The 23,489-nt window shown below is 51.5% G+C and carries 25 protein-coding genes and 2 tRNA genes; 15 read left to right on the top strand and 12 right to left on the bottom strand.

What is annotated here, in order from left to right:
• Positions 1–170: 170 nt before the first annotated feature.
• Genes PAECUDRAFT_RS01980 through PAECUDRAFT_RS01970 form a run of 3 tightly spaced genes read left to right on the top strand, consistent with a single transcriptional unit; the run spans position 171 to position 2,681 of the window.
• Positions 171–1,346: a sensor histidine kinase gene (locus PAECUDRAFT_RS01980; RefSeq protein WP_006036416.1), complete on the top strand. Its 1,176-nt coding sequence runs from the start codon at positions 171–173 to the stop codon at positions 1,344–1,346.
• A complete protein-coding gene (locus PAECUDRAFT_RS01975) occupies positions 1,343–2,005 on the top strand; it encodes a response regulator (RefSeq protein ID WP_006036415.1) in 663 nt (220 codons plus the stop codon). The genes PAECUDRAFT_RS01980 and PAECUDRAFT_RS01975 overlap by 4 nt, the downstream gene beginning before the upstream one ends.
• Positions 2,006–2,018: 13 nt before the next feature.
• On the top strand, positions 2,019–2,681 hold the full coding sequence (locus PAECUDRAFT_RS01970; protein ID WP_006036414.1) for a YktB family protein: 663 nt from the start codon (positions 2,019–2,021) through the stop codon (positions 2,679–2,681).
• Positions 2,682–2,792: 111 nt separating this feature from the next.
• On the opposite strand, the gene PAECUDRAFT_RS01965 is transcribed toward PAECUDRAFT_RS01970, so the two are convergent.
• The gene (locus PAECUDRAFT_RS01965) at positions 2,793–5,825 is read right to left on the bottom strand and encodes an efflux RND transporter permease subunit (RefSeq protein WP_006036413.1); all 3,033 of its coding nucleotides are present in this window, start codon (positions 5,823–5,825) and stop codon (positions 2,793–2,795) included.
• Between the two features lie 255 nt (positions 5,826–6,080).
• Between PAECUDRAFT_RS01965 and PAECUDRAFT_RS01960 the strand changes: the two genes are divergently transcribed.
• Together PAECUDRAFT_RS01960 and PAECUDRAFT_RS01955 are read left to right on the top strand one after the other, a co-directional pair.
• Positions 6,081–6,836, top strand: coding sequence for an ABC transporter ATP-binding protein (locus PAECUDRAFT_RS01960; protein WP_006036412.1), 756 nt, complete (start codon positions 6,081–6,083; stop codon positions 6,834–6,836).
• On the top strand, positions 6,833–7,864 hold the full coding sequence (locus PAECUDRAFT_RS01955; RefSeq protein WP_006036411.1) for an ABC transporter permease: 1,032 nt from the start codon (positions 6,833–6,835) through the stop codon (positions 7,862–7,864). Before PAECUDRAFT_RS01960 ends, PAECUDRAFT_RS01955 begins: the two co-directional genes overlap by 4 nt.
• Before the next feature lie 79 nt (positions 7,865–7,943).
• Here the strand turns inward: PAECUDRAFT_RS01955 and PAECUDRAFT_RS01950 are convergent, their stop codons facing one another.
• Positions 7,944–9,134: a tetracycline resistance MFS efflux pump gene (locus tag PAECUDRAFT_RS01950; protein WP_006036410.1), complete on the bottom strand. Its 1,191-nt coding sequence runs from the start codon at positions 9,132–9,134 to the stop codon at positions 7,944–7,946.
• Between the two features lie 21 nt (positions 9,135–9,155).
• Positions 9,156–10,430 (bottom strand): MFS transporter, encoded by a 1,275-nt coding sequence (locus tag PAECUDRAFT_RS01945; protein ID WP_006036409.1) that lies wholly within the window; start codon positions 10,428–10,430, stop codon positions 9,156–9,158.
• 148 nt (positions 10,431–10,578) lie between these two features.
• Between PAECUDRAFT_RS01945 and PAECUDRAFT_RS01940 the strand changes: the two genes are divergently transcribed.
• Positions 10,579–12,048, top strand: coding sequence for an aminotransferase class I/II-fold pyridoxal phosphate-dependent enzyme (locus PAECUDRAFT_RS01940; protein WP_006036408.1), 1,470 nt, complete (start codon positions 10,579–10,581; stop codon positions 12,046–12,048).
• Positions 12,049–12,175: 127 nt separating this feature from the next.
• Positions 12,176–12,622 carry a DUF1885 family protein gene (locus PAECUDRAFT_RS01935; RefSeq protein ID WP_006036407.1) on the top strand — a complete coding sequence of 149 codons (447 nt, stop codon included), beginning with the start codon at positions 12,176–12,178 and terminating at the stop codon, positions 12,620–12,622.
• Between the two features lie 66 nt (positions 12,623–12,688).
• Here the strand turns inward: PAECUDRAFT_RS01935 and PAECUDRAFT_RS01930 are convergent, their stop codons facing one another.
• From PAECUDRAFT_RS01930 to PAECUDRAFT_RS01920, 3 genes are all read right to left on the bottom strand, one after another.
• On the bottom strand, positions 12,689–13,000 hold the full coding sequence (locus PAECUDRAFT_RS01930; protein ID WP_006036406.1) for a DUF1292 domain-containing protein: 312 nt from the start codon (positions 12,998–13,000) through the stop codon (positions 12,689–12,691).
• Between the two features lie 131 nt (positions 13,001–13,131).
• Entirely contained in the window at positions 13,132–13,695 is a 564-nt protein-coding gene (locus PAECUDRAFT_RS01925) for a stalk domain-containing protein (RefSeq protein ID WP_006036405.1), read from the bottom strand.
• 174 nt (positions 13,696–13,869) lie between these two features.
• On the bottom strand, positions 13,870–14,076 hold the full coding sequence (locus PAECUDRAFT_RS01920; protein ID WP_040710919.1) for a hypothetical protein: 207 nt from the start codon (positions 14,074–14,076) through the stop codon (positions 13,870–13,872).
• A gap of 196 nt (positions 14,077–14,272) precedes the next feature.
• On the opposite strand from PAECUDRAFT_RS01920, the gene PAECUDRAFT_RS01915 reads away from it, so the two are divergent.
• On the top strand, positions 14,273–15,010 hold the full coding sequence (locus PAECUDRAFT_RS01915; protein WP_006036403.1) for an MBL fold metallo-hydrolase: 738 nt from the start codon (positions 14,273–14,275) through the stop codon (positions 15,008–15,010).
• Between the two features lie 106 nt (positions 15,011–15,116).
• Here PAECUDRAFT_RS01915 and PAECUDRAFT_RS01910 read toward each other — a convergent pair whose 3' ends face one another.
• The 3 genes from PAECUDRAFT_RS01910 to PAECUDRAFT_RS26065 all read right to left on the bottom strand — a co-directional run bounded on the left by PAECUDRAFT_RS01910 (position 15,117) and on the right by PAECUDRAFT_RS26065 (position 15,911).
• Positions 15,117–15,353: a DUF3892 domain-containing protein gene (locus tag PAECUDRAFT_RS01910; protein WP_006036402.1), complete on the bottom strand. Its 237-nt coding sequence runs from the start codon at positions 15,351–15,353 to the stop codon at positions 15,117–15,119.
• Between the two features lie 25 nt (positions 15,354–15,378).
• Positions 15,379–15,663, bottom strand: a complete 285-nt coding sequence (locus PAECUDRAFT_RS01905) for a hypothetical protein (protein ID WP_040710904.1) — start codon at positions 15,661–15,663, stop codon at positions 15,379–15,381.
• A 74-nt stretch (positions 15,664–15,737) separates the two neighbouring features.
• Complete coding sequence (locus PAECUDRAFT_RS26065) at positions 15,738–15,911, bottom strand: hypothetical protein (protein ID WP_006036400.1); 174 nt, start codon at positions 15,909–15,911, stop codon at positions 15,738–15,740.
• A 204-nt stretch (positions 15,912–16,115) separates the two neighbouring features.
• On the opposite strand from PAECUDRAFT_RS26065, the gene PAECUDRAFT_RS01900 reads away from it, so the two are divergent.
• The 6 genes from PAECUDRAFT_RS01900 (at position 16,116) to PAECUDRAFT_RS01875 (ending at position 20,072) form a co-directional block, all read left to right on the top strand.
• Positions 16,116–16,188: transfer RNA gene (locus PAECUDRAFT_RS01900), tRNA-Val, on the top strand.
• A 768-nt stretch (positions 16,189–16,956) separates the two neighbouring features.
• Positions 16,957–17,029 (top strand) — tRNA-Val (locus PAECUDRAFT_RS01895).
• Between the two features lie 140 nt (positions 17,030–17,169).
• Positions 17,170–17,508 carry a L,D-transpeptidase gene (locus tag PAECUDRAFT_RS01890; RefSeq protein ID WP_006036398.1) on the top strand — a complete coding sequence of 113 codons (339 nt, stop codon included), beginning with the start codon at positions 17,170–17,172 and terminating at the stop codon, positions 17,506–17,508.
• Positions 17,509–17,574: 66 nt separating this feature from the next.
• Entirely contained in the window at positions 17,575–18,231 is a 657-nt protein-coding gene (locus PAECUDRAFT_RS01885; RefSeq protein WP_006036397.1) for a LysE family translocator, read from the top strand.
• An 88-nt stretch (positions 18,232–18,319) separates the two neighbouring features.
• Positions 18,320–19,300 (top strand): S-layer homology domain-containing protein, encoded by a 981-nt coding sequence (locus tag PAECUDRAFT_RS01880; RefSeq protein WP_006036396.1) that lies wholly within the window; start codon positions 18,320–18,322, stop codon positions 19,298–19,300.
• A gap of 157 nt (positions 19,301–19,457) precedes the next feature.
• A complete protein-coding gene (locus PAECUDRAFT_RS01875) occupies positions 19,458–20,072 on the top strand; it encodes a LysE/ArgO family amino acid transporter (protein WP_006036395.1) in 615 nt (204 codons plus the stop codon).
• Between the two features lie 96 nt (positions 20,073–20,168).
• Here the strand turns inward: PAECUDRAFT_RS01875 and PAECUDRAFT_RS01870 are convergent, their stop codons facing one another.
• Positions 20,169–20,984 (bottom strand): SPL family radical SAM protein, encoded by an 816-nt coding sequence (locus PAECUDRAFT_RS01870; protein ID WP_006036394.1) that lies wholly within the window; start codon positions 20,982–20,984, stop codon positions 20,169–20,171.
• A complete protein-coding gene (locus tag PAECUDRAFT_RS01865; protein WP_006036393.1) occupies positions 20,971–21,675 on the bottom strand; it encodes a uracil-DNA glycosylase in 705 nt (234 codons plus the stop codon). The genes PAECUDRAFT_RS01870 and PAECUDRAFT_RS01865 overlap by 14 nt, the downstream gene beginning before the upstream one ends.
• 158 nt (positions 21,676–21,833) lie before the next feature.
• On the opposite strand from PAECUDRAFT_RS01865, the gene PAECUDRAFT_RS01860 reads away from it, so the two are divergent.
• Positions 21,834–22,586, top strand: coding sequence for a GTP pyrophosphokinase (locus PAECUDRAFT_RS01860; RefSeq protein ID WP_006036392.1), 753 nt, complete (start codon positions 21,834–21,836; stop codon positions 22,584–22,586).
• Positions 22,587–22,786: 200 nt separating this feature from the next.
• Here PAECUDRAFT_RS01860 and PAECUDRAFT_RS01855 read toward each other — a convergent pair whose 3' ends face one another.
• Entirely contained in the window at positions 22,787–23,413 is a 627-nt protein-coding gene (locus PAECUDRAFT_RS01855) for a nitroreductase family protein (protein WP_006036391.1), read from the bottom strand.
• Positions 23,414–23,489 lie beyond the last annotated feature (76 nt).

The raw sequence follows: 23,489 nt of genomic DNA, 5'->3' as shown, positions 1-23,489 counted from the left end.
TCATCCATCCCTTCTGAACTTGCTTCCTGTACTCATTGTAAGGGAATCATTAGGGAATAACAGGTCTCTCAAGTCATTGGAATGAGGTGACAAAAGTCATTTTCATTCGCCGCCCGAGCTGAATTCCTATGCTATAATGAAACAAACTGTTGCTTAGGAGACGCCATAGCATGAGCAGCCTAATGAAATGGCTCCGCCATTTGTTTATCGTGATTCCAGCTATTCTTACCCTTGTCGCGCAGCCGCTTGGCTTCGCTGCCGACGGACTCATCAGCTCCATCCTGCTCGGCCTGCTGGCCGTGAAGCTAAGCGAGCTCATCCCTAAATTAACGGTGCCGCTGCTTGTCGTTGAGCTTATCGGCTTTGGCGCCATATCCGAGCGATGGGAAGGTTATTTATTCCTGCTCCCCTATTCGACCTTGATTGCGATCTATTCCAGGAGCGCCCGTCCTGCCGTCCTTGCCTTATGGACAATGGGCGGCTTGGCGGTTCAGCTCGCTTCCTTAAGCGAGAGACCAGCGGAATTGATAGCCGCGGCTTCGCTGCTATGGCTTATGCTAGCTGCGATTCTCATCGCTGCAAGACAGAATAACGAGAAGCATCAACGGGCGGAGCTGCTCTATGAGCGCTTGGCTAGCCAGCATGAAGAGCTGGAGGGCGCACGCCGCCGCTTGCTGGATTATGCGGCACAAATTGAGCAATATGCTCAGACCGAGGAGCGCAATCGGATCGCAAGAGATATTCATGACGATCTGGGCCATCGCTTAATTCGCGTCAAAATGATGTCGGAAGCTACCTTGCACCTGTTCGACATCGATACGCAGCGGGCACGTCATACGGTAGAGCAAATACGCGATCAGCTGCAGGAGAGCATGGAACGGATGCGCAAAACCGTTAGAAAGCTGGCTGCTCCCGAAGAGGACAGCCGCATCTATGCGATCGATCGACTCGTACAGGAGTCCTGCGATCTGCTCGGCATTGACGTCAGCTTCACACTGCACGGAAATCCGGCACCGCTATATCCTAGCATGGAGTATATTTTGTATCGCAACGCACAAGAAGCGATCACGAATGCCGTCCGGCATGGCGGCGCCACCTTCGTCGAGGTGCTGCTGCGTTTTTGCGGGGACGAGGGCATTCAGCTGACGGTTTCCAATAATGGCGCCATCCCGGGCGGCGCGATCAAATCAGGTTTAGGCCTGCGAGGCATGTCCGAGCGTGCAGCGCTTGTCGGCGGAACCGTCACTTGGCATGCTGACGAGCAGTTTGCCGTCATGACAAGGCTGCCAGCCCTCCAGCGCGCCCTGCACGTATCGGAGGAAGCGGAAAGGAGAACGAACTCATGATTCGACTGCTGCTTGTCGATGACGATCCTTTTATAAGAGAAAGCATGCAAGTCATACTCGGGCTCGACCCCGAGCTAGAGGTGGTCGGCACTTGCGCGGATGGGCGTGCTGCCTATGAGATGGCATTACAGAACGAAATCGACGTCGTTGTGATGGATATGCGCATGCCTGGCTGTGACGGCGTGGAGGGCACTAGGCTGCTCAAGTTGATGGAACGGCCGCCCGCGGTGCTCGTACTCACGACGTTCGACGATGATGAATATATCGCCGCCGCGATCCGGAACGGCGCTAACGGTTATATGCTTAAAAATGTGTCGCCGAGCCGAATCGTCAGCGGGATCAAAACGATACATGAAGGAACGCTGCTCATCCACCCCGACGTCGCTCGCAAGCTTGCCGGCATGATCGGCAATGGAGCAAGCAGGCCGGCGCCTGAGGCGCAAGCCGTCGAACCGAAGCGAGAGCTCGCCCCCTTTGGCCTAACCGCCGCCGAGCAATCGATCGTCCGCCATATTGCGGACGGATTGTCCAATAAAGAAATCGCCGCCTCCTTATTCTTAAGCGAAGGTACCGTCAAAAACTATATTTCCGACATTTTGAATAAGCTTGAGCTGCGCGACCGAACGCAAATTGCTATCTTCTACTTGAAACTTCCTTAAGGAGCGACTGCTAATGACGAATACAACGATACTCCCTACCCTGCCAATCAAGGAGGCCGGCTTTGTTCGCGATGACTTTAACGTTTTTCATTTGAACGGTCTCGACGAACGAATGGCTGCCATTCAATCCCGGATCCAACCCAAATTCCGCGCGCTTGGCGAAAAGCTCACCGCTGAATTGGCGCCAGCCGCAGGCGGCGAGCTGTTCTTGCATATCGCCAAGCATGCCCGCCGCACCGTAAATCCGCCGAAGGACACCTGGATGTCGCTCTGCGAAAACAAGCGCGGCTATAAAGCGCATCCTCACTTCCAGCTTGGCTTGTTCGATGATCATCTCTTTATGTGGCTGGCGTTTATTTACGAGCTCCCGTCCAAGCCGCAAGTGGCGACAACGCTGCTGAATCATTTGGATACGGTACGAAGCACCGTCCCTTCCGACTATGTCATCTCGATGGATCATATGAAAAAAGAGGCTGCGCCTGTAAAAACAATGTCCGAGCAGGATTGGCAGGCTGCACTCGTGCGCTTCCGCGACGTAAAGTCCGCCGAGCTCCTCATCGGTCGCCACTTCCCGCTCGAAGAAGCGTTATTGCAAGATGGCGAGTCGCTTTTCGAAGAAGCTCTCAAAACGTATGAGGCGTTGATGCCGCTGTATCGCCTTGCTGTACAGCAATAATAGATCGCCTTTATTAAGAGCAAAAAGACCGTCTTAGCAGTTACGCTAAGACGGTCTTTTTTAGTTTCGGGGCAGATGCGGCGACTAGCGCCGCATCTGCCTCCCATTATTTTATTGCGTTACTGGCTTGCTGCGCGTATCGGTCACCACGTTCGTGGAAGCGTCGCGACGCTGCTTCCGCGATTTGCGGAAGAAGAACAGCTCGTAAACGCAAGGCACGACTACCAATGTGAGCAGCGTTGCCGCTGTCAAGCCGCCGATAACGACGATTGCCAAGCTTTGGGACACGATGCTTCCGCCTTCGTGCGAGCCGAATACAAGAGGCAGCATCGCCGATACCGTTGCGATAGCCGTCATTACGATTGGACGCATACGAGTGGTCGCTGCTTCGATCAACGAATCGCGAATCGACATCGTCTTTTCGTTTTGTTTCACACGGTCGATCAATACGATCGCGTTCGTCACAACGATACCGATGAGCATGAGCGCACCGAACATGGCCGTAAAATCAGGCGTAACATTGGATACGATCAAACCAATGACCGCGCCAATTGCCGCAAGCGGCAGAGATACCAGAATAGCGAGCGGAGCGCGGAGCGTCTTGAATGTCACAACCATGATCAAGTAAACGATCAAGATCGAGATCAACGCCGTCATTCCCAGATCTGCCATGTCGCCGGATTGATCAACAGATGCGCCGCCGACAATAACTTTCACGCCTTCAGGAACCTTCAAGCCATCAACCTTCGTCTGAATGTCTTTGCCGACAACAGACAGCTTATCGGAATCCACTTGTGCGGTTACACGAACATAGGTCTTGCCGTCTTTATGGTAGTACAAGCTAGGCTCTTCGCTCTTAACGAGCTTCGCGATTTGCGTGATTGGCGTAGGGCCAGCGTCCGTCATGACCGTCAAGCCGTTCAAGCTTTGCTCGGAATCTGTCTTGATCATTGGCTGCATCACAACCGATGAGTCACGGCCTTCCAAGCTAATGCTGCCGACCGGAATCGGGTTCAGCATGCCTTGCAGCTGCATTGCAACGTCTTGACCGCGCGCTTTCAGCGGATCAACTTGGAACGTGTAAACAGGCTTCTTCTGTTCTTGGTTGCTGGATACTTTGAGGATGCCATCGACATCTTTGATCGATGCCATCAACGTGCCTGCTGTTTTTTCGAGCTGAGCAACGTCGTCGCCCGTAATGTCGACGAATACCGAGGAACCGCCGCCGTCGGACATGAGGCTCGTCGCATTCGCTTCAACTTCGCCGCCCTCCAGGCTTGCTTTCTGTGCCTTCGTATCCGACATCAGCTTCTCAGCATCTGCCCCGTCCTTCACGTCAATCATGTACGTTACAACAGTCGGCGAGGATACATTGCCGTATTGCGCGCCGTCTGCGCTGTTGCCGTACTGCATGAACACCCAGTTAACCGCTTCATGCTTCGAAAGGTATTGCTCCAGCTTCGTACCGTTTGCGAGAACTTTATCCGTCGTCGTATCGCTCGGATATTCCAGCGTGACATTAAGCATTTCTGCGTTGGAAGCATCCAAAGCGCCCTTCGGCATTCCGAAATAAGCACTTACGGAACCGACGAGCAATACGATTGCTACGAGAATTGTTACCCATTTGTGCTTCAAATTCCAAGCAAGGAACGCTGCGAAGCGTTTGGAGCCTTCATGCTCTTTCATTTTCGTACCGCGCAGAAGTACTGCGCTAAGAACTGGCACTACCGTCAATGCGACGATAAGCGATGCGAGCAGCGAGTAGCCGACCGTCAGTGCAAATGGCAGCAGCAGCGCCTGCAGGGAGCCGCGAAGCAGCGCCATTGGCAGGAATACGGCAACTGTAACCAATGTGGACGATGTGATTGCCGTCGATACTTCTTTCGTCGCATCTACGATCAGTTTCATCGAGAACGATTCTTTTTGCAGCCTGCGATAAATATTTTCGATAACGACGATGCTATCGTCGACCAAACGGCCGACAGCTACCGCAACGCCGCCGAGCGTAATGATGTTAAGCGATACGCCCGAAATTTGGAGCAAATACAACGTAATGCCTAGCGACAACGGGATCGAGATGATCGTAATCAACGTCGCTTTGATATTGCGCATGAACAGCAGGATAACAACCGTTGCGAACAATGCGCCCATCAGCACCTCTTGCAGCATGCTGTTAACGGATTTGACGACCTGATCCGATGTGCTGATCATAACGGAAGCTTCGACGCCTTTGCCTTCCTTGTTAATGTCATCGACAATTTTTTGGACATTCTTGCCGACCGTAACGGCATTCGCGTTCGCCGTTTTCGATACGGTAATCATAATCGTATCCTTGCCGTTCACGCGTCCAATGCTCTCTTGCTTCTTGGACAGCTCAACCGTTGCGACATCGCTAAGCGCTACACCCGGTGCAACAGGCAGCTTGCGAAGCGTATCCAAGTCGCCGATCGTTGCATCGACATTCACGTTGCTCGCTGCGCCTGCGATGTTTTGCTCGCCGATCGAAGCGGCAACGCCTCTGCTCTGCAGCAGGCCCATAATCGCTTGCGTCGTCACATGCTTCTCGGCAAGCTTGCTCGCGTTTGGCGTAATGCTCACTTCAGGCGCCGAACGGCCGCTAACCGATACTTGGCCCGCGCCTTCCGCTTTCTTGATCTCTGCCTCGATTTCTTTGACACGCTGTTCTTTAGCCGCATCGCTCATGCCGGCATCGAACGTTATTGCAACCCACGAAATCGGGATCATCGACGTATCGAACTGGACGACGAACGGCTTCATTACCCGCTCAGGAAGCTGTACAGCGGCAACGCTTTTTTCTACCTCAGCCTTCGCGTCCTTCATGTTTGTTTTGGAATCAAATGCGATCTGAACGCTCGCGTAACCGTTGCCGGTCGTCGAGAACATATCGCTTTTCCCTTTTGCATACTGAACCGCGTTCTCTAGCGGGCCAGTAACCAGCTTCTCCACCGACTTCGCATCGTATCCAGGCGCGATAACCGTCACTTGAACCTGCGGCTGATCCATCTTAGGAAGGAATTCCATTGGCAATCTTGCATAACTCATTGCACCCATTCCGAGCGCCATAATAATTAACAGTATGACAGCCGCTCGATTGCGAAATGCCCACTCCGTCAATCTACTCATTCTCCATCCGTCTCCTTTTATTTCCGTCTCTCAACTACCCTTCGTAATCATACCTGCCGGAGCATACGGACGAAAACGTCCAAGGTCGGTATTTAAAACTCGCCTTCAGATGGAAGTTTCTCTCAGTCTATAGAAGGACAAATACCTAGACTAAAGTCTAGTTCGATCAAAGGCGAATCCATGCCCTTCTCAAGTAATCGCTTCCATCTTATAATTCTTGTGAGTCTACATTCTTATAATAAAGGAGTGACCGTAATGACCATCGTTTCGCAGCATTCCACCGCTGTAGCGCTCAAGAATGTGACACGGGCATTCGGGCACCGAACCGTGCTTGACCGTGCTTCGCTAACGATTCATCGAGGCGAGCTGTTCGGCCTGCTAGGGCCATCCGGTTCTGGAAAAACAACGCTGATCAAAATTATGGCTGGCATTGATCGTGCCGATGCCGGCGAGGTGCATATGCTGGGCGTCCCTATGCCGAAGCTCGAAATGCTTCACCGCTTCGGATATATGGCGCAATCAGACGCGCTCTATATGGAGCTGACTGGACGGCAGAACATGGCTTTCTTCGGCAAGCTTTACGGCCTTCGGCGCTCCGCTCTTAACCGTCGGATCGAGGAAACCGCAGCCCTCGTCGACCTCGCTGAGCATCTTGGCAACCCGGTCGCCGCCTATTCGGGCGGAATGAAACGCAGGCTGTCGCTTGCCATCGCCTTGCTGCATGAACCGGAAATTCTCGTGCTTGATGAGCCCACCGTCGGCATCGACCCTGTGCTGCGCCAATCGATCTGGCAAGAGCTGCATGTGCTTAGCCGCAATGGAACGACGATCATCGTGACGACGCATGTGATGGATGAAGCGGAGCAATGCGACCGCTTGGGTTTAATTCGCGAAGGGCGCTTTATCGCGACCGATACGCCGGCAGGCATTTTGCAGCATACAGGGGCTGCCAGCATTGAGGAAGCGTTCATCACGCTCAGCCAACGTACGGAAGGCGGTGCTCGGGCATGAGAATCGGTGCGTTAGCCTTACGAATTATCCAACAATTTGCACGAGACCGCCGAACGTTGGCGCTGCTGCTGCTCGCGCCGCTGCTTGTATTGACATTAATGAAGCTAGTGTTCGATGGCCAATCGACATCCCCAGCCATTGGTGTTGTTGGATTGCCTTCGGGCCTTCAAGCACAGATTGAGCATGTGGGTGCTGAAGTTATTTCATTTTCAAATGAGGGGAACGCCTTGGATGCGCTACAAAACGGCAGCTTGGACGCGGTAATCGCGATTGGCGGCAGCGGATCGCAGCCTAGCATCACCTTAGAAGGAAGCGACCCTTCCACTAGTCGAGCTGTCCTACTGCTGCTTCAAGATACGCTGCAAAGCCAGTCTGCTCAGCCTGCCGCCGTACCGGCCGTCCATTACCTGCATGGAAGCGCCGACATGGCGCCGTTCGACTCCTTTGGTCCCGTGCTGATCGGCTTCTTCTCCTTCTTCTTTGTATTCCTCCTAGCGGGAGTTTCCTTCTTGCGGGAGCGAACGAGCGGCACGCTCGAACGGCTGCTAGCTTCGCCGATCAGGCGGCATGAGGTCGTTGCCGGTTATTTGGCAGGCTTCGGCATTTTCGCTTTATTGCAAGCAACCTTGATTGCGTGGTATTCCGTCGAGGTGCTCGGACTTTATATGACGGGCTCGATCGGCTACATGCTGCTGATCAACCTGCTGCTCTCCCTGACGGCTCTAACGCTAGGCACGCTGCTATCTTCGTTCGCCAGCACGGAATTTCAGATCATTCAATTCATTCCAATCGTGATCGTGCCGCAGGCGTTTTTCTCTGGTCTGTTTAGTCTCGATGCGATGAACCCATGGCTGCAAAAGTTAAGCAATATCATGCCGCTGTATTACGGCGCTGACGCGATGAGAGGCATTATGATTCGGGGCGAAGGCTGGACGGATATTCAAGCCGATGCTTATGTGCTGCTAGGTTTTTCTGCCCTATTCGCCATCCTCAATGTGCTGGCGCTGCGCAAGCATCGCCGAATGTAAGCCATCGAGCAAGCGGAGGATCAAACTAAAAAGTGCCTCAGCCCATCGTAAGGACGGGGCTGAGGCATTTTTTCACTTGTTAAACCGACTTCGATTCATTGCTAACGGCGGAATGCCGATCCAAGCGGCGGAACTGCGCTAACAGCAGCAATGCCGCAAGCGAGATGACACAGCCTGCCACGTAAGGCAGCTGCATATCGACCGTGAACAAATACGCACCGAGCAGCGGTCCGAGAATTCGGCCGAGGCTGTCCATCGACGAGCTCAAGCCCGATGCGACGCCTTGTCCCACTTGCGTCTTCTGCGTAATAAGCGAAGTGACGCATGGCCGGATCAGCGCATTGCCAATACCGAATACAGCGAGCGCCATCGTCGCCCATGCGAGCGAATGCGCGTATAGCAGCAGGAAAAATCCGACCGCCGAAATCGTAAGGCCGAGCATAATGTACACCGGCTCTTGTCCTTTCTTGATTCGCCTGCGAACGACGCCGCCTTGGATCAGCGCGCCGACGAGGCCACAGACGAAGAACATGAAGCCGACTTGCCCTGGCGTTACGTCAAATCGTTTGATGCCAAAAAACTGCAGCGTCGCCTCCATGCCGGCCAGCGAGAAGGAAACGAAGAACGCGAGCACATACAAATATTTGAGCGGTCCCGTAAAGGCGCTCCAGCGCGAAGGCCGCTTCTCTGCCGACGAACGACGGCGTTCTGGCGGCAGCGACTCCGTTAATTTCGTAAATGCGAGAATAAAGGTTACGCCCGACAACGCCGCTGCTACATAGAATGGCGTTGCGAGCGAGATTTGGCTAAGCAATCCGCCGAAGCCAGGGCCGATCGTAAAGCCAAGGCCGATGGACATGCCGACAAGCCCCATCCCTTTGGTCCGTTGTTCAGGCGGCGTAATATCTGCCACATAAGCGACGATTACCGACGTGACTGCGCCTGAGAACAACCCGCCCAAAATGCGAGAAGCGTACATGAGCGGCAGGCTGTCCGATGCCAAGCCGAACAACAGGAAGCTGACGGCGAAGCCAAGCACGCCGATCAGAATAACGGGCCGCCGACCGATCCGGTCAGACAAGCCGCCCCATAACGGGGATAATAGGAACGATACCGCTGAGTAAAGCGCGAGCATCCATCCGGTATGCGTCTCCGCATCTCCAGCGCTCACCTTCAAAATGAGCTCCGGCATAACCGGAATTATAATGCCGAAGCCGACGAACGTAATCATCAGCGTCGCCATAACGATTAGCAAACGTTTGTCTTTCATAACGACAATCCCTCCATTTGCCTATCGTACCATAACTTTCGGCTTTCTTGTGATGAACAAATGGAGAACAAACAGCGTAATCAATACGACGCCGCTTACCAGGAATGGCGAATGCGGCCCGAAGCTGTCCCACATTTTGCCCGACATAATCGATCCGAGCACCATGCCGAGCCCTTCAATCGTGAGGAAGAAGCCCCACACCGCGCCGCGTTCCTCCTTCGGAATCGCTTCTGCGATGAGCGCATTCCACGCAGGGATAATGAAAGCGTAGCTGAGTCCAACCAACGCGACAATCGGCAGCACGAGAACGAGATCGCGCGTATAGCCGAGCAGCGGCAATGAGATGGCAGCAGCAGGGAATCCGATATGTAAAAACCGGCTCGTGCCGTACTTATCGACCGCTTTTCCGATCGGAATAAGCCCCAGCACCGTGAAAGCTCCGCCTGCAAGCAAATAATAGCTATACTGCTGCGGGGTCAAATGGAGCACCGTGCGCGCATACAGCGTCAGGATCGGGACAAGAAGCCCAAGCGCAAAATTTTGCAAAAACATAGCCGGATACAGCACTTTGCTCGCATGCATCGAGCTGCTTACTTTAGCCAGATAAGCTCGGATTCGTTCGCCAAGCGGAAGATGCTCGTGCTCCTCCGGATTTGCCTGCTCTTCCTTGCCTTCCAGCTCGCGAGACTTCGTTCGTCCGGGAAGGAACAGCGCAACGAACAGGACGATCACCATTAACGCAATGAGCAGCTTGAACGCCGTATCGTACGAGGATGATGATTCATTCGATTTGGCGATGAAAAAGTTAATGACGATCGGGCCAGCACCAACGCCTGTCAGCCAAGCCATATACACGACGCCCATGATCGTGCCTCCGGCTTCGTTGCCTGCAACAGCAGTCGCCCCCGTTATAACGCAGGGCCAGAGCGGCGACGTCCCCATGCCAATTAGCACGCAAGCACAAATAATCCAAGGCAGATCGTCCGTCACGGTCACGATAATGACAGAGGCGAAGGTCAGCAGGACGCCAAACAGCATAACCGTGCGATAGCCGACGCGATCGATAATCCAGCCGAGCGGACTTCGGAAGGCGTTGTCACCAATATATTGAAGCGCGAGCGCCCAGCCAATCGCATAAGCGGATAAACCGAGCACCGTGCCCATATAGACGGGCAGGATCGAGACGATCAACGCCCCTTTGACGAACTCCACGAAAAACATAATGATAAGCAATTGAATGACGAACGGAGACGTAAGCACCTTTCTTCTCCCCGCTACTACGGTCCCAATAGACATGTGTTGCTCCTTTCGAAAGCGCTGTTCGAGATGCAATGCCGGAAGCGACCTGCTGTCAGGCCAAAAACACGCTTGCATTCCCCCCTGTTTTTGCTATACTCAACCTTGTTTGTTAATTAGAAGCTACACGAAAGGCTGGGATGAAGCGATGGATCATCACAATACTCCGCTCTTCAGCGCGCTTCGCCGCCATGCGGAGCACAATCCTTTGCAATTCCACATTCCTGGACATAAAAAAGGGATGGGCACAGACCCTGAATTCCGGGAATTTATCGGCGAAAACGCCCTATCAATCGATTTGATTAATATCGCGCCGCTCGATGATTTGCATCAACCGACTGGCGTTATCGAACAATCGCAAAAATTGGCAGCGGATGCCTTCGGAGCCGATTATACCTTTTTTTCCGTCCAAGGCACAAGCAGTGCAATCATAACGATGATCATGGCCGTCTGCGGCCCTGGCGAAAAAATAATTGTCCCCCGCAACGTCCATAAGTCGGTTATGGCGGCGATTATTTTCTCCGGCGCACGGCCCGTATTCATCTCGCCGGCACGCGACAGCAACCTAGGTATCGACCACGGCATTACGACCCGCTCCGTTCGACGGGCGCTTGAGAAGCATCCTGATGCGAAAGCCGTGCTTGTCATTAACCCGACGTATTACGGCATCTGCGCCAATTTGAAGGAAATCGTCGACCTTGCGCATAGCTATGATGTGCCTGTTCTTGTGGATGAAGCGCATGGCGTTCTTATTCATTTCCACGAGAAACTGCCGATGTCCGCTATGCAGGCAGGCGCAGATATGGCTGCAACGAGCGTACATAAGCTAGGCGGATCGATGACGCAAAGCTCGATTCTGAATGTTCGCGCTGGCCGAGTGAATCCGACTCGACTGCAAACCATTCTCAGCATGCTGACGACGACGTCAACCTCCTACATCTTGCTCGCATCGCTCGATACTTCGCGCAGACATCTGGCGATAAACGGCCATCAGCTCGCAGAGCGCGCGATCGAACTTGCGCAATATGCACGCGTTGAGATTAACCGTATTAAAGATTTATATTGTTTCGGCGAGGAGATTTTGGGCGACGAAGCTACGTACGACTACGACCCGACCAAAGTAACGATTCACGTTCGCCATATGGGCATTACCGGATATGAAGCTGAGAACTGGCTGCGCGACCGCTTCAATCTCGAGGTCGAGATGAGCGATATGTATAACATTCTTTGCCTGATTACGACTGGCGATACACGCGAGACGGTGGACAAGCTGCTTGAAGCGCTTCGGACCATGTCCGATGAGTTCCATCAGAAAGGCGAAGTAAAAGAGCTCGTGGTCAAAATTCCCGAGATTCCGCAGCTTTCGCTTACCCCACGGGATGCGTTCTATGCAGAAACTGAGCTCGTACCATTCAAAGAATCTGCTGGCCGCATCATCGCCGAGTTCATTTACGTCTACCCGCCGGGCATTCCGATTTTGCTGCCAGGCGAAGTGATCTCGCAGCAGAACATCGACTATATCGTTGATCATGTCGAAGTTGGTCTGCCAGTCAAAGGCCCTGAGGATCGCAGCATCCAATTCGTTAAAGTTATCGTTGAGGAAGAAGCTATCTTTTAAAAGGACGACGGTTTGATTCGCACGCGGTGAGCGCTGCGAACAGCCGTCGTTTTTTTCTATGTGCCAATACCGCGCCAATTGTAAAGGGTTACCACCCATGCTATGATGAGGGCGGAGGTGTGTCCGAATGAGCAAGACCGCTTACATTCGCTTGGTGCAAGGCTCCACCGCACCCGATGGATTGACGCTGGATGACTTGCAGCTGTCGCTGCACGCTTATCAGGATGCAGTACGTCGTACTGGCTTTCAGCTCGACTGGAACTACGAAGAAGCAGCCTTCCCTTATTCGATCGAACCTGTCACTCCACCGAACGAATCAATACCGCAGTGGCTGTACTTGCGCGGCAAAGCTTCGCGATATCGACACATTGCCATCGGCGTGGGCACGGCCGATACCAGCCCTTCCCTCGAAACGGTTAACAGCACGCCTTACATTCAAGTTGTCCTGCCGGACGGATCGACGCATGCCGATCACGCCAAGGCTAATGAGCTTTGCCGTTTCATTGCAGAACGGCTGAAAGCTGAATTGCAGCTTTTCAATGGCCGCATTATGTACTATAACCCTCGCAAATAAGATAAAAAAAATAAGACCGCCTGCGGAGCATTCCGCGGCGGTCTTATTGGCTTTACGAAATCACAATTAGCCCTCGTTGCCTTGAGCTGCGATTTCTTCGTAGATTTTCGTTACGCGATCCCACTCAGCGTCGTCTTCGATACCAACGAGGAATGCTTCCTCGTTCTCTTCTTCGATACGGAAGATGATACCGTCAGCTTCTGGATCGTTGCGGTCGATCAGTACCGCATATACTTTCTCTTCGGACTCGAACGTGTAAACCATTACCATCTCACGCTCTTGGCCTTCCTCGTCCGTCAGTACAAATACATGCTCTTCATGATCGTGATCATGGCCGCAACCGCAATCATCGCCATGCTGATGCTCATGCTCGCTCATTTACGTTACCCCATTTCGTTCATTAATGCGCTGTTATACACATACACCATCGTATCGTATCATGTTCATGGAATCCGGTCAAACCAAAAGCTCTATCAGTTGCAAGGCTGACAGAGCTCTCCATTTGTACGCTATTGTGCGGTAATCAGCTTTTCCGATACTTGACGCCATTCATCCGAATCGCCCGCTTTCATATAGAAACGAACCGAATATTTGCCTGCTGCATCGAAGTTGTATTTGATATCTTCCGTACGGAACCAGAAATTGTCTTTCGTGACGTTAACGGTTTGCTGCTGGATTACTTTCTCGGAGCCATACGGGTCAGAGATCGATACCTTCACGGCCGCAACATCGGTGAGCAAATTGTCAATCTGCGCAAAAACTTTAAACGTGTAACGATTATTTTTATTTACATTGCCAAAGATGACATTGTCCTGGAATAAGAACATATGAACGTTTGGCTTATACACCGTAACTTTTTTCGAATTCTCATCCCATGAAACGAGCGCTTGCAGCGTTCCCGCAATTTGGCGAAGCGGCAAATAGGTTTTGCCGTCCTGCAGCAAGCCCGCGTCATCGAGCTCGCTGCCATTCACTACTACACGTACCTTCTGGGCAACGCTATCAGCAAAAATCATGCTTCCGCCCCATACGGACAGCAGCAGTGTCGCAATGATTAGTTTACTAAACTTCATGGTCGCCAACCCTCCATCGCAGTTCTGATGAAAGGTTATACTCCCCTTACGAACCAAAGTTGCGCCAATGCATGAAATGTTTTACGCAACATTAAACATGCGCTGTCATTTCATGTAGAACTGTGCGCTTCCCCGGGAAATTGCCCAATTCATTTCCTGAAGCTTAACGCTGAACTAGCGGTACGTCTTCGTCAGGGGACAAGGAATGCCCTTGCCGATCGATCCCGGCTCTTTCATATGCTCCCAATATTGCATGCCGCGCGCGCATGGCGTTTTACATACGGCACAGGTGTCTGACAATACTAGCTTCATAAACATTTGGCGCCGATCGGATGCTGATTTTTTCTTCTTCTTCGACGCTTTCGATTTCCCCTTGCTCATGGAGGTCCACACCTTTATTCGCAGTATCATGAAGCTTTTCTCCCATGATATGAATGAAAGTGCGGACGCGTACCCACTGAAGCGCCACAAGGAGACTCTAATTTTAAGAAGCTTGCCACATTGCGCGTGCAATATTGTCCATGCTAATGTGAACCATATACAAGATTTGCAAACGAGACTGAAAGGAGCTTGACCGATGACCACTTCCATTACGATGATCGGCACAGGGAGCGCATTCGCCAAACGCTATTACAATAACAATGCCATTATCGACGCCGATAGCTTTCGACTATTGCTTGATTGCGGCATAACGGGACCCGCTGCGCTGCACCAGCTCGGCATCCGTTTTGGCGATTTAGACGCCGTGCTCGTCAGCCACACCCACGGCGACCATGTGGGCGGCTTAGAGGAGCTCGCGTTCCAAATGATGTTCGTCCATCAGCGCAAGCCTGTGCTCTACCTCCCGCAGCCGCTGCGGGAGCCCTTGTGGGAGCACACGCTTAAGGGCGGCTTGACACAGGGACCGCTGCAATCGCTGGATGATTTCTTCGACGTCCGTGAAATGCCGGTCGGCGAGCCGACGACCATCGCGCCCGGCCTCGTCGTAGAGCCGATTCAGACGGAGCATATCGAGGGACGGCTCAGCTATTCCTTCCTTATCAACGGCACATTCTTCTACAGCGCTGATATGAAATTCAATCCAGAGCTGCTGCAGCAGCTTGTCGACGAACGCGGCGTCCAGCTTATTTTCCACGATTGCCAGCTCATCGCCCCCGGCGTTGTTCACGCGTGCATCGACGAGCTGCTGACGCTTCCGGAGCATATTCAGGCGATTACGAAGCTTATGCATTACGGTGATACGATGCCTGATTTCATTGGCCGCACGGGAAGCATGTCGTTCATTGAGCAAGGAAAGACCTACGAAGTTACCTAAAACGGTTGAAAACATAAAAAAGCGGCAGCCTGGGCGCGTGTTGGATTAGGTCAAATGCCTGTCCATTGCACGCAGCCCAGCTGCCGCTTTTGATTGTTTATGCCATTTAGAACAGCGGAAGCTGATCCAAATTGTTCGTTGGATCGCCGTCGGCGTCTCCGCGAATATACGTTTCACCGTCGCGTCCCTTGAACGCGTTGACGCCTGCAATTTGCCCAGCTTGCACGAGCTCCAGCGCCTCGGCGTAAGCCAGCTCACGTCCCGCTGAGGTTTTGAAGCCAGTTAAATCGCCATCGCCATTTTTTTGAACTGCAACGAAGGTTTCCCGGTTGTCTTGTACCATGATGATTACCCCTTATCATTCGTAGTTAGTCGGTAGAATCCTCGGATTGCTCATCCGTAACCGTCGGGGAATAGAGCTCGTCCACCCGATTAGAAGGTGATTGAGGCCCGTTCCCTTGCTCACTGGAGGGCTCTCCGTAGACCCTGTCCGTCACATTGTTCGAGTACACATCCGACAGCACGGCACGCGCCGATTTGGATTGCCCGAACCAGCTCTGCTCATGCGCCGCACCAAATGCCAATACGCATAGAAGCAGCGCAGCCAGAGCTCCTGCAGCTGCGCCGGCCCATGCCGACCATGAGAACTTCAACTTGACTCCTCCATTAAGTGACAACATTACGCTTTCCTGTATAGTGTAACCACTTATGGCGAGATTCAGTCCTGCTAACCGTTCCGCTTGGGTCGCGCCTCCTTGGGAAGCCTTCGTCTCCATACAAACGCCTCATCATAAGCCAAAGAATCTTTGTTTACGAACCGTGCGACGTTCACTAGTACGATCCCGACAATACCGAACAAGCCGATTAACCAGACGACCAAATTGGCGTATTCCGCCGCCATCCAAGCATCCGCCTCCTCTTAGCTTTGTACTACGGTATGCAGGGACAGCTGGAACTAGACCATTTTTCCCCTTAACCATTAACTCCCTAATCCATTAATCGCATCAAATGAAAACCGGCGAATAAATTAAATTGAATCATTTCGTTAAAAAGAGTAGACATCTCACCCCCATCATGCTATATTAATAAACGTCGCTTCAATTGTGATCTGTTAGCTCAGCTGGGAGAGCACCATCTTGACAGGGTGGGGGTCAGTGGTTCGAGCCCACTACAGATCATTCCTAAACAATACACCGCAATGCCTTGATACTACGGGGCTTGCGGTTTTTATTTGTCTTCCGAACAGATGTGTAGCTCTATTAATTTTAGCTGTTGGTGCGGATTTGGTGCAGAAAAACTAGACCAGCCCATACGCTCGGCAATCCGTTTGTTGTTCTCCCACACTGTAGCAGCATCTCACCCTCGCCTTGAACATTATCCTTACTCTCACAACTTGATCCTCATACTCTTTAAAAAATGCCTGTTTCTGATCATCGACAATACATATCGCACTTCATCGCTTTCCCAAACTACCCACATGCCAAAGCCTCCTCAGGTTCTTCCGTATTCAGTTGTATTAGTAAAAAACTGAGCAGCCCATGGTATAATATCCCTTAAGGGGGGTGAGTAGTTTGAAGAAGATTGCTTGTACTGTCTTTGTTTTAACACTATCAATTGCCGTTTTCGCTGGATCAGCATTCGCAGAATCTAATGTTTTGAAGACTAGACACGATACCGCTAAAAATTCCATAGGAAACATTCGATAATTTGTACTTAAGGTTGACTCACATGGGGTCAACCTTTTTTTCGAATTGCTCATCGTGTCCTTCCGTATTCAACCTGCGTTCATCCGCATAGCACAATCATAAATACCAGAAGAATAGAGAAGAGTATAACGTGAAAAAATAAAAAATCTCAATAAATACGTGACAAAGGACCTTACAGGATGTTATAGTAGTTAGGCACTCTTATCTTGTTTCGCATGACATAGCAAGTACCTTCGATTTGATCTGTTAGCTCAGCTGGGAGAGCACTATCTTGACAGGGTAGGGGTCAGTGGTTCGAGCCCACTACAGATCATTACATTAAAAAACGCGTCAGATCAACGGAAACGTTGCATCTGGCGCGTTTTTTCTGATTACATAGGCATCCTATCCTCTCTCCCCTCCTCCCAGTCAAACCAACTCACCACCGCATACGATAAACTCGGAGGGATCCTCATGCCCAATTACCGAATTATCGTCGACTTATCCGATAGACAGCTTTACCTGCTTGATGGCGATATCGTGGTGAATGCTTACCCGGTCGGGATTGGCAAGATGCTGACTCGCACGCCGACTGGCGAATTTCGCATCATTAACAAACAAGAGAATCCCGGCGGACCGTTCGGCGTGTTATGGATGGGACTTTCCAAGCCTCATTATGGCATTCATGGCACCAACGAGCCTGCCTCTATCGGCAAGGTGGTATCCCATGGCTGCATCCGTATGTATAATAATGACGTACTGGCACTTTCCGCGCTCGTTCCGGTCGGAACGCGGGTCACGATTCGCAACTAACCGCAGCTCATCCATTCATTTCCAACAGCTTACATCGCTGCATTCATCATCTAAGGAGCAATTGACATGGCTAGCTTCATCCCTTTCGGACAAGGATTTTTGTTCTCGTTATCCTTATGCTTTGACCTTGGCATCGTGAATGTCGCGATCATTAAGGTTGGTGTCGAGCAAGGCTTCCGCAGGTCGTTCATGGTCGGATTCGGCTCCTGCTTCGGCGACTTGCTTTATCTGACGTTAGCGCTGCTCGGCATCGGCTTCTTATTCGAGTATCCATTCATCCGATGGCCGCTTTGGACCGTGGGCACAATCTATTTAATATGGTTAGCTATTCAAATGGCACGGGACGCCTTTCGGCCAAAGCCGACCTCGTCGACTGGACAGCAAGCTCAATCCCGCACAGCAGCTAAAAGCCTGAAACAGCACTGGCTGACGGGCCTTCTGCTCGCCCTCTCCTCCCCCACCTCCATCATGTGGTTCGCGCTCATCGCCGGACCGATTGCCGGAGGAATGAAATACACATTCGGTTATGGACTGGAATGGTTCATAGCCGGATTTTTCTGTGCGGGACTAGCCTGGTCGGCAACGATCGCAGCGTTAAGCGCGTGGTCTGGCGCCGCGTTCGGACAAACCTTCGTTCGCATCATTTCGGGAGGCGCTGCGGTATTGCTGCTCTATTTTGCATGGCATATTATCACGAACGCTCTTCACGAACTGCTAGGTTAATCAACTTTTTATACACTCTAGCTGCAACATTATCGCAATTACGCCGTCTAGGACAGTACATACCTATTCCAGAAAGGATGATGAACTAATGAACAGAAAAATGTCCCTCCTTACCTTGGTGCTGTTGGCTGGCTTGCTGTTGATCGGGCAATCCGTGTACGCCTTCTCCGATACCAAGGGCGATCCGAACGAGGCGAAAATCAATTCCCTAGAGGAGCAAGGCATACTCTCCGGGCACAGCGGCAAGTACCGTCCAAACGGCAATCTGACCTATGCAGAAGGCGTCTCCCTGCTCGTCAAAGGCTTCGGGCTGAACATCGACAACATCCGCTTTATCAAAGCGCCTAAAGCCAGCGATCACTTCCCTAACGTGAAGGACGACCAATGGTATTCCTCCGCTTTCATCATTGCTGAGTACACAGGGCTTGATATTCCGCAGGATGTCGATCCGAACGCCGCCATGACGAGAGAGCAATTCGCTCATCCTTTGTTTAAAGCGATCACGCATGGCCATGATTTCGCATTTACCGATATCTATACGATGATCAAGGACGAGAAGGACGTCACTCCTGCTTACATGGACAGCATTCAAAAGCTGCTGAATACGCATATTGTCGCATTAGATAACAACCAAAAATTTTATCCGACCAAGCAGATCAAACGCGGCGAAGCCGCAGCTTGGCTGCATGATGGCATCGCATTCGTCAAAGAGCATTCGCAGCCAACGACAGGTGGAGTGGACAACGGGCCTGCTTCCATCTATGATGCCAAGCTAACCGTAACGCCGGTTACGAAAGCCGTTAACGAAGTAACGATCACAGCCGACGTGCCCAATCCCGGCTATGGCATTCGCGTTCAATCGATTACGTTCGAGGGCGATCAAGCCATCATTTCGATTGCAGCGATCCCGCCGGACCCTGATCGCGTCTATGCGCAGGTCATTACGACCGTTTCGATCAAAACATATGTATCCTCAGACTATAAGCCCAAGCTTCAGGTACAGGATGATGGCGATAACGCGGTAAGCTCGGATGGCAATTCAGGCTCCGCTGCAGGTAAGGCCAGCTAGTGCAAAAAGAGAAGGATCGCCGTTACGGCTCCTTCTCTTTTTTTTGTTCCGGAATTTGATTTTGTTTCAATCTTTCATTGAGTGCCTGCTTAGCGACGATTATACTGGAGCGTAATATATCTTTTTCAACTTTCTATAAAAACTAAAGGGGGCCATCATGACACTTGCTTTGCTAGCCGGATTCACCCTAGCGCTCGGTCTCATCCTTCCGCTTGGCGTTCAAAATTTGTACGTATTGAGCAACGGCATGCTGCAGCCCTCGGTTTCCAAGGGCTTGCCCACCGCAATCACCGCTTCGCTATGCGACACCTTCCTCATTCTTCTTTCCGTGGCGGGCGTAAACGCTACCTTCAATGCCATCCCTCAACTGAAAACGATTATGAGCATCATCGGGATTGTTTTCTTGGGTTACATGGGCATCAAGACATGGCGTCAGTCATCGACCGCGAGTGCAAGCTCAACAAGCGACTTCAGCGTCAAAAAGCAAATTGGTTTTACAATCTCCATCTCGTTGCTCAATCCCCACGCCATCATGGATACTTTGCTGGTAATCGGCACCGCGTCACTGCATTACGAGGGCGGGGCAAAATGGATGTTCCTTATCGCATGTATTGCTGTATCCTGGAGCTGGTTTATAGGGCTGCTATTTATCGGCCGCATGCTCGCTAGACTCGGAGGGACTGCGCGCTGGGCGCGATATGCCAATAAAGGATCTGCCTTCTTGCTGTGGGGCTCTGCCTTATATATTGCACAGAACCTATTGAACAATTGAATGTCTTTCTCCCTAAATAACAACCTGTCATAAAAAAAAGCACGCCTTGTTGGCATGCTCCTTCTCCCTTGTTTCTGGGCCGTTGCCTCGCATTCATCAATCCGGCCCAAACCCTTCCTGGCTAAACCGGATCTCGTGCCTGGGCAGCTTCTCTTGCAAGGCCAGCACAAACTGGTCGGCATATTCAGCCGTATAACGCTCCTGTAATCCCGCTTGCTCATAGAGCTGGCGGATTTTGAGCTGCGAAGTTCGCTTGCCCCCGCTCCCGTCCCCTCGAAAAAAATCGTCAACGACGATACGGGGCGCTAGCTCGCCCAGCTTCTCTGCAAAATCCGGCGAAGCCGGCAAAAGCGGCGACACCGCTGCTTGCACAGCAACTCCCGCAGCTGTCAGCTCGCGAAGCGCTCGCATGCGGGCTGCAAGCGGCGGGGAATGCGGTGCGAACAGCTTCCGTACAGGCTCCAAATCCGTCTCCACCGTCATACTCACACGAACTGCACTCCCTAACTCGCGCAGAATGTCAATGTCTCGCATCACAAGCGGACTTCGCGTTTGCAGAAGCAAATAGTGCGGCGGCTGCTCCGCCATTAGCTCAAGCAGCCGGCGAGTGAGCCGCTGTTCATGCTCCATCGGCTGATACGGATCCGTCACTGAAGCCATAAACAAGCGCAGCGGCCCTTTGCTCGCTTCACGCCGCCACTCTCGCCTGAATTTGTCCTCATCGAGCGGCTTCGCCTTTACCCATTCGCCCCATGGCTCAGAATGAAACAGCCCGATCGGCATTCGCCGTACGTAACAGTACGAGCAGCCGAAGGTGCAGCCGACATACGGGTTCACCGTGTGGCTGTAGCCATTCAGAAAACCCGATGCCGGGTTTAGCCAACGCACGCTCGGACGTTTAGGCTCGCTCATTTTCCGACAAATCCGCTTTCATCGGTATTCGCCAATCGATAGGCGCTAGCCCCCAGCTCTCCAGCAGCTCATTCGCTCGGCTGAACGGCCGACTGCCGAAAAAGCCTTTGCGCGCAGCAAGCGGGCTCGGATGCACAGAAGCGATGATGCCGTGCTTTTCCACTTGAATCGACTTCGCTTTCTCCTGCGCGTGTGCGCCCCACAACACGAAAACAACCGGCGTCTCCCGTTCGTTCAACGCTGCAATGACGCGATCCGTAAATCTCTCCCATCCGAGACCCTTATGCGCGTTTGGCTGCCCCTCTCGGACGGTTAATACACTATTGAGCAGAAGGACGCCCTGTCTCGCCCACGACTCCAGCGATCCATGATCCGGAATCGGACAGCCGATATCCTCGTGCAGCTCTTTATAAATATTTCGCAGTGACGGCGGGATCCTCACGTCAGGGCGCACGGAGAAGCTCAGGCCGTTCGCCTGCCCCTCGCCATGGTAAGGGTCCTGTCCGAGAATGACAACGCGAGTCTGCGCGTAAGAGGTATACTCCAGCGCATTAAACACATGCTCGCGCGGCGGGAATACCGTCTCCGTCATGTACTGCTCATCTAATCGTTGCTGAAGCTGCTCATAGTAGGGCTGCAGCAGCTCATCTCCAAGCTTCTCCAACCAATCTTGCTGCTGTAACTTGCTCATCCTCTCACCTCATCTTCTATTACCGTTCAGTATACCGGACACGTTCTAAGGTGACAACGAGAGGCAGCAGATTTGCTTTACGACCATCACTTGTAATATGCTCATGAAGTGATGCCGCTTATCGCTGCGCATCACGGGAGACGGAGGGAGATAGAGAGATGAACGCGCAATATCCGATGGATCATTTTAAAACGTTTAAAAATAAAATTACTCGCTTCTTAATGGTGTACAAATTTGCGCTCGACGAGATGGAAACGAAGATTGAAATTCTGAAAGAAGAATTTCATCTGCTTCACGAATACAACCCGATCGAGCATACGAAATCCCGCTTGAAATCGCCTGAAAGCATGATGAACAAGCTAATCCGCAAAGGCTGCGACCTGTCGCTCGAAAACATTCGGAATAACATTAAGGACATCGCCGGCCTGCGCATTACCTGCTCGTTTATCTCCGATATTTATCGCATCAACGACATGCTGCATCACCAGCACGATCTCAAAATTCTTGAGGTAAAAGATTACATAAAGAACCCTAAGCCTAACGGCTACCAAAGCCTGCACTTATTGATTGAAGTACCGATCTACATGTCCGACGGACTTGAGCATGTGTGTGTAGAGGTGCAAATTCGTACGATCGCCATGGACTTCTGGGCAAGCCTCGAGCACAAAATTTTCTACAAATATAACGAAGCCGTCCCGCTTCATCTTCTTCAGGAGCTCAAAGCCGCTGCCAACTCCGCTACCGCACTGGACCAACAGATGGAACGCCTCCACCGCGAAATCTCCGAGATCAAGGAAGCGAACGCGGCCGAGGAAGAAGAGCAGCTGAAGCTGATGATCAGTAATCAGCAGTTTTCGATCCCCTCAGCGCTGCTCAGCTTGATGGGTGAGAATAAGTTGAATGAGAAGTAAAGTTTCGGTGTAACGGAAACACATTATAGGGTCGACAAAATATGGCGCTCAAACGGAACGAGTTTGAGTGTCATTTTTCTTGTCCGAAGGCCACATCACCTGGGTATGCAAAAAAACTCCTTTTAATCACTTCGTTGTGGCAAGTGATGAAAAGGAGTTTATTTACGCTTTTTGAAATTCAACCCCTGTAAACCGTACGATTATTCTCCAAAATACCGTACAAATTCATTAACAGGCTTACGATAACCCCGAGGGCGGAAGCTTTCGGTTGCCGATTTGCCAATCGTAATCATCATGACGGGAACGAACTGTTCAGGCACATCCAATAAACCCCTTAGTATGCTCTCATCGATACTATGCATTGGACAAGTATCCCAACCCTTTTCCTTTGCGATCAACATAAACTGCATAGCCGATAGACCTGCATTTCGTAATGCATCTTCGCGTTGGAAAGCTTCTCCGCGGCTTTCATAAAATTGAATCGTATTATTCACTGTCCGATCGTACTCTTCTTCACTTATAATGCCTAATGTTTTCATACCTTCATTGAGACTTGCCGCTTGTAAATGTGCCTTCGTATCGCCAAAAACGAAAATAACAGCTGAAGCGGTTTTCACTTTATATTGCTTATAGGCTGCTTCGTAAATCTTCTCAATCAGCTCACGATCCGTCACGACATAATAATGCGTATGCTGCAAGTTATAAGCGGATGGCGCATACTTCGTTAAATTCAATATTTCGTCCAGTTGATCCCGAGGTATTTTCACCCCTTCAACAAAACGGTTAGCCGATCTTCTATCCTTAACAATCGATACAAACTCACTCATTTAAACATCTCCTCACACTATAAAAAAATAATTTACTTAATTTATGTATAACTCTGAGGTAATTATAATATATAAA

It is taken from the genome of Paenibacillus curdlanolyticus YK9 (assembly GCF_000179615.1).
In the GTDB taxonomy this organism is placed as follows: Bacteria; Bacillota; Bacilli; order Paenibacillales; family Paenibacillaceae; genus Paenibacillus_T; species Paenibacillus_T curdlanolyticus.
Note: the sequence above shows the minus strand (reverse complement) of the source record. Positions and strands in the feature narration are given on the sequence as shown.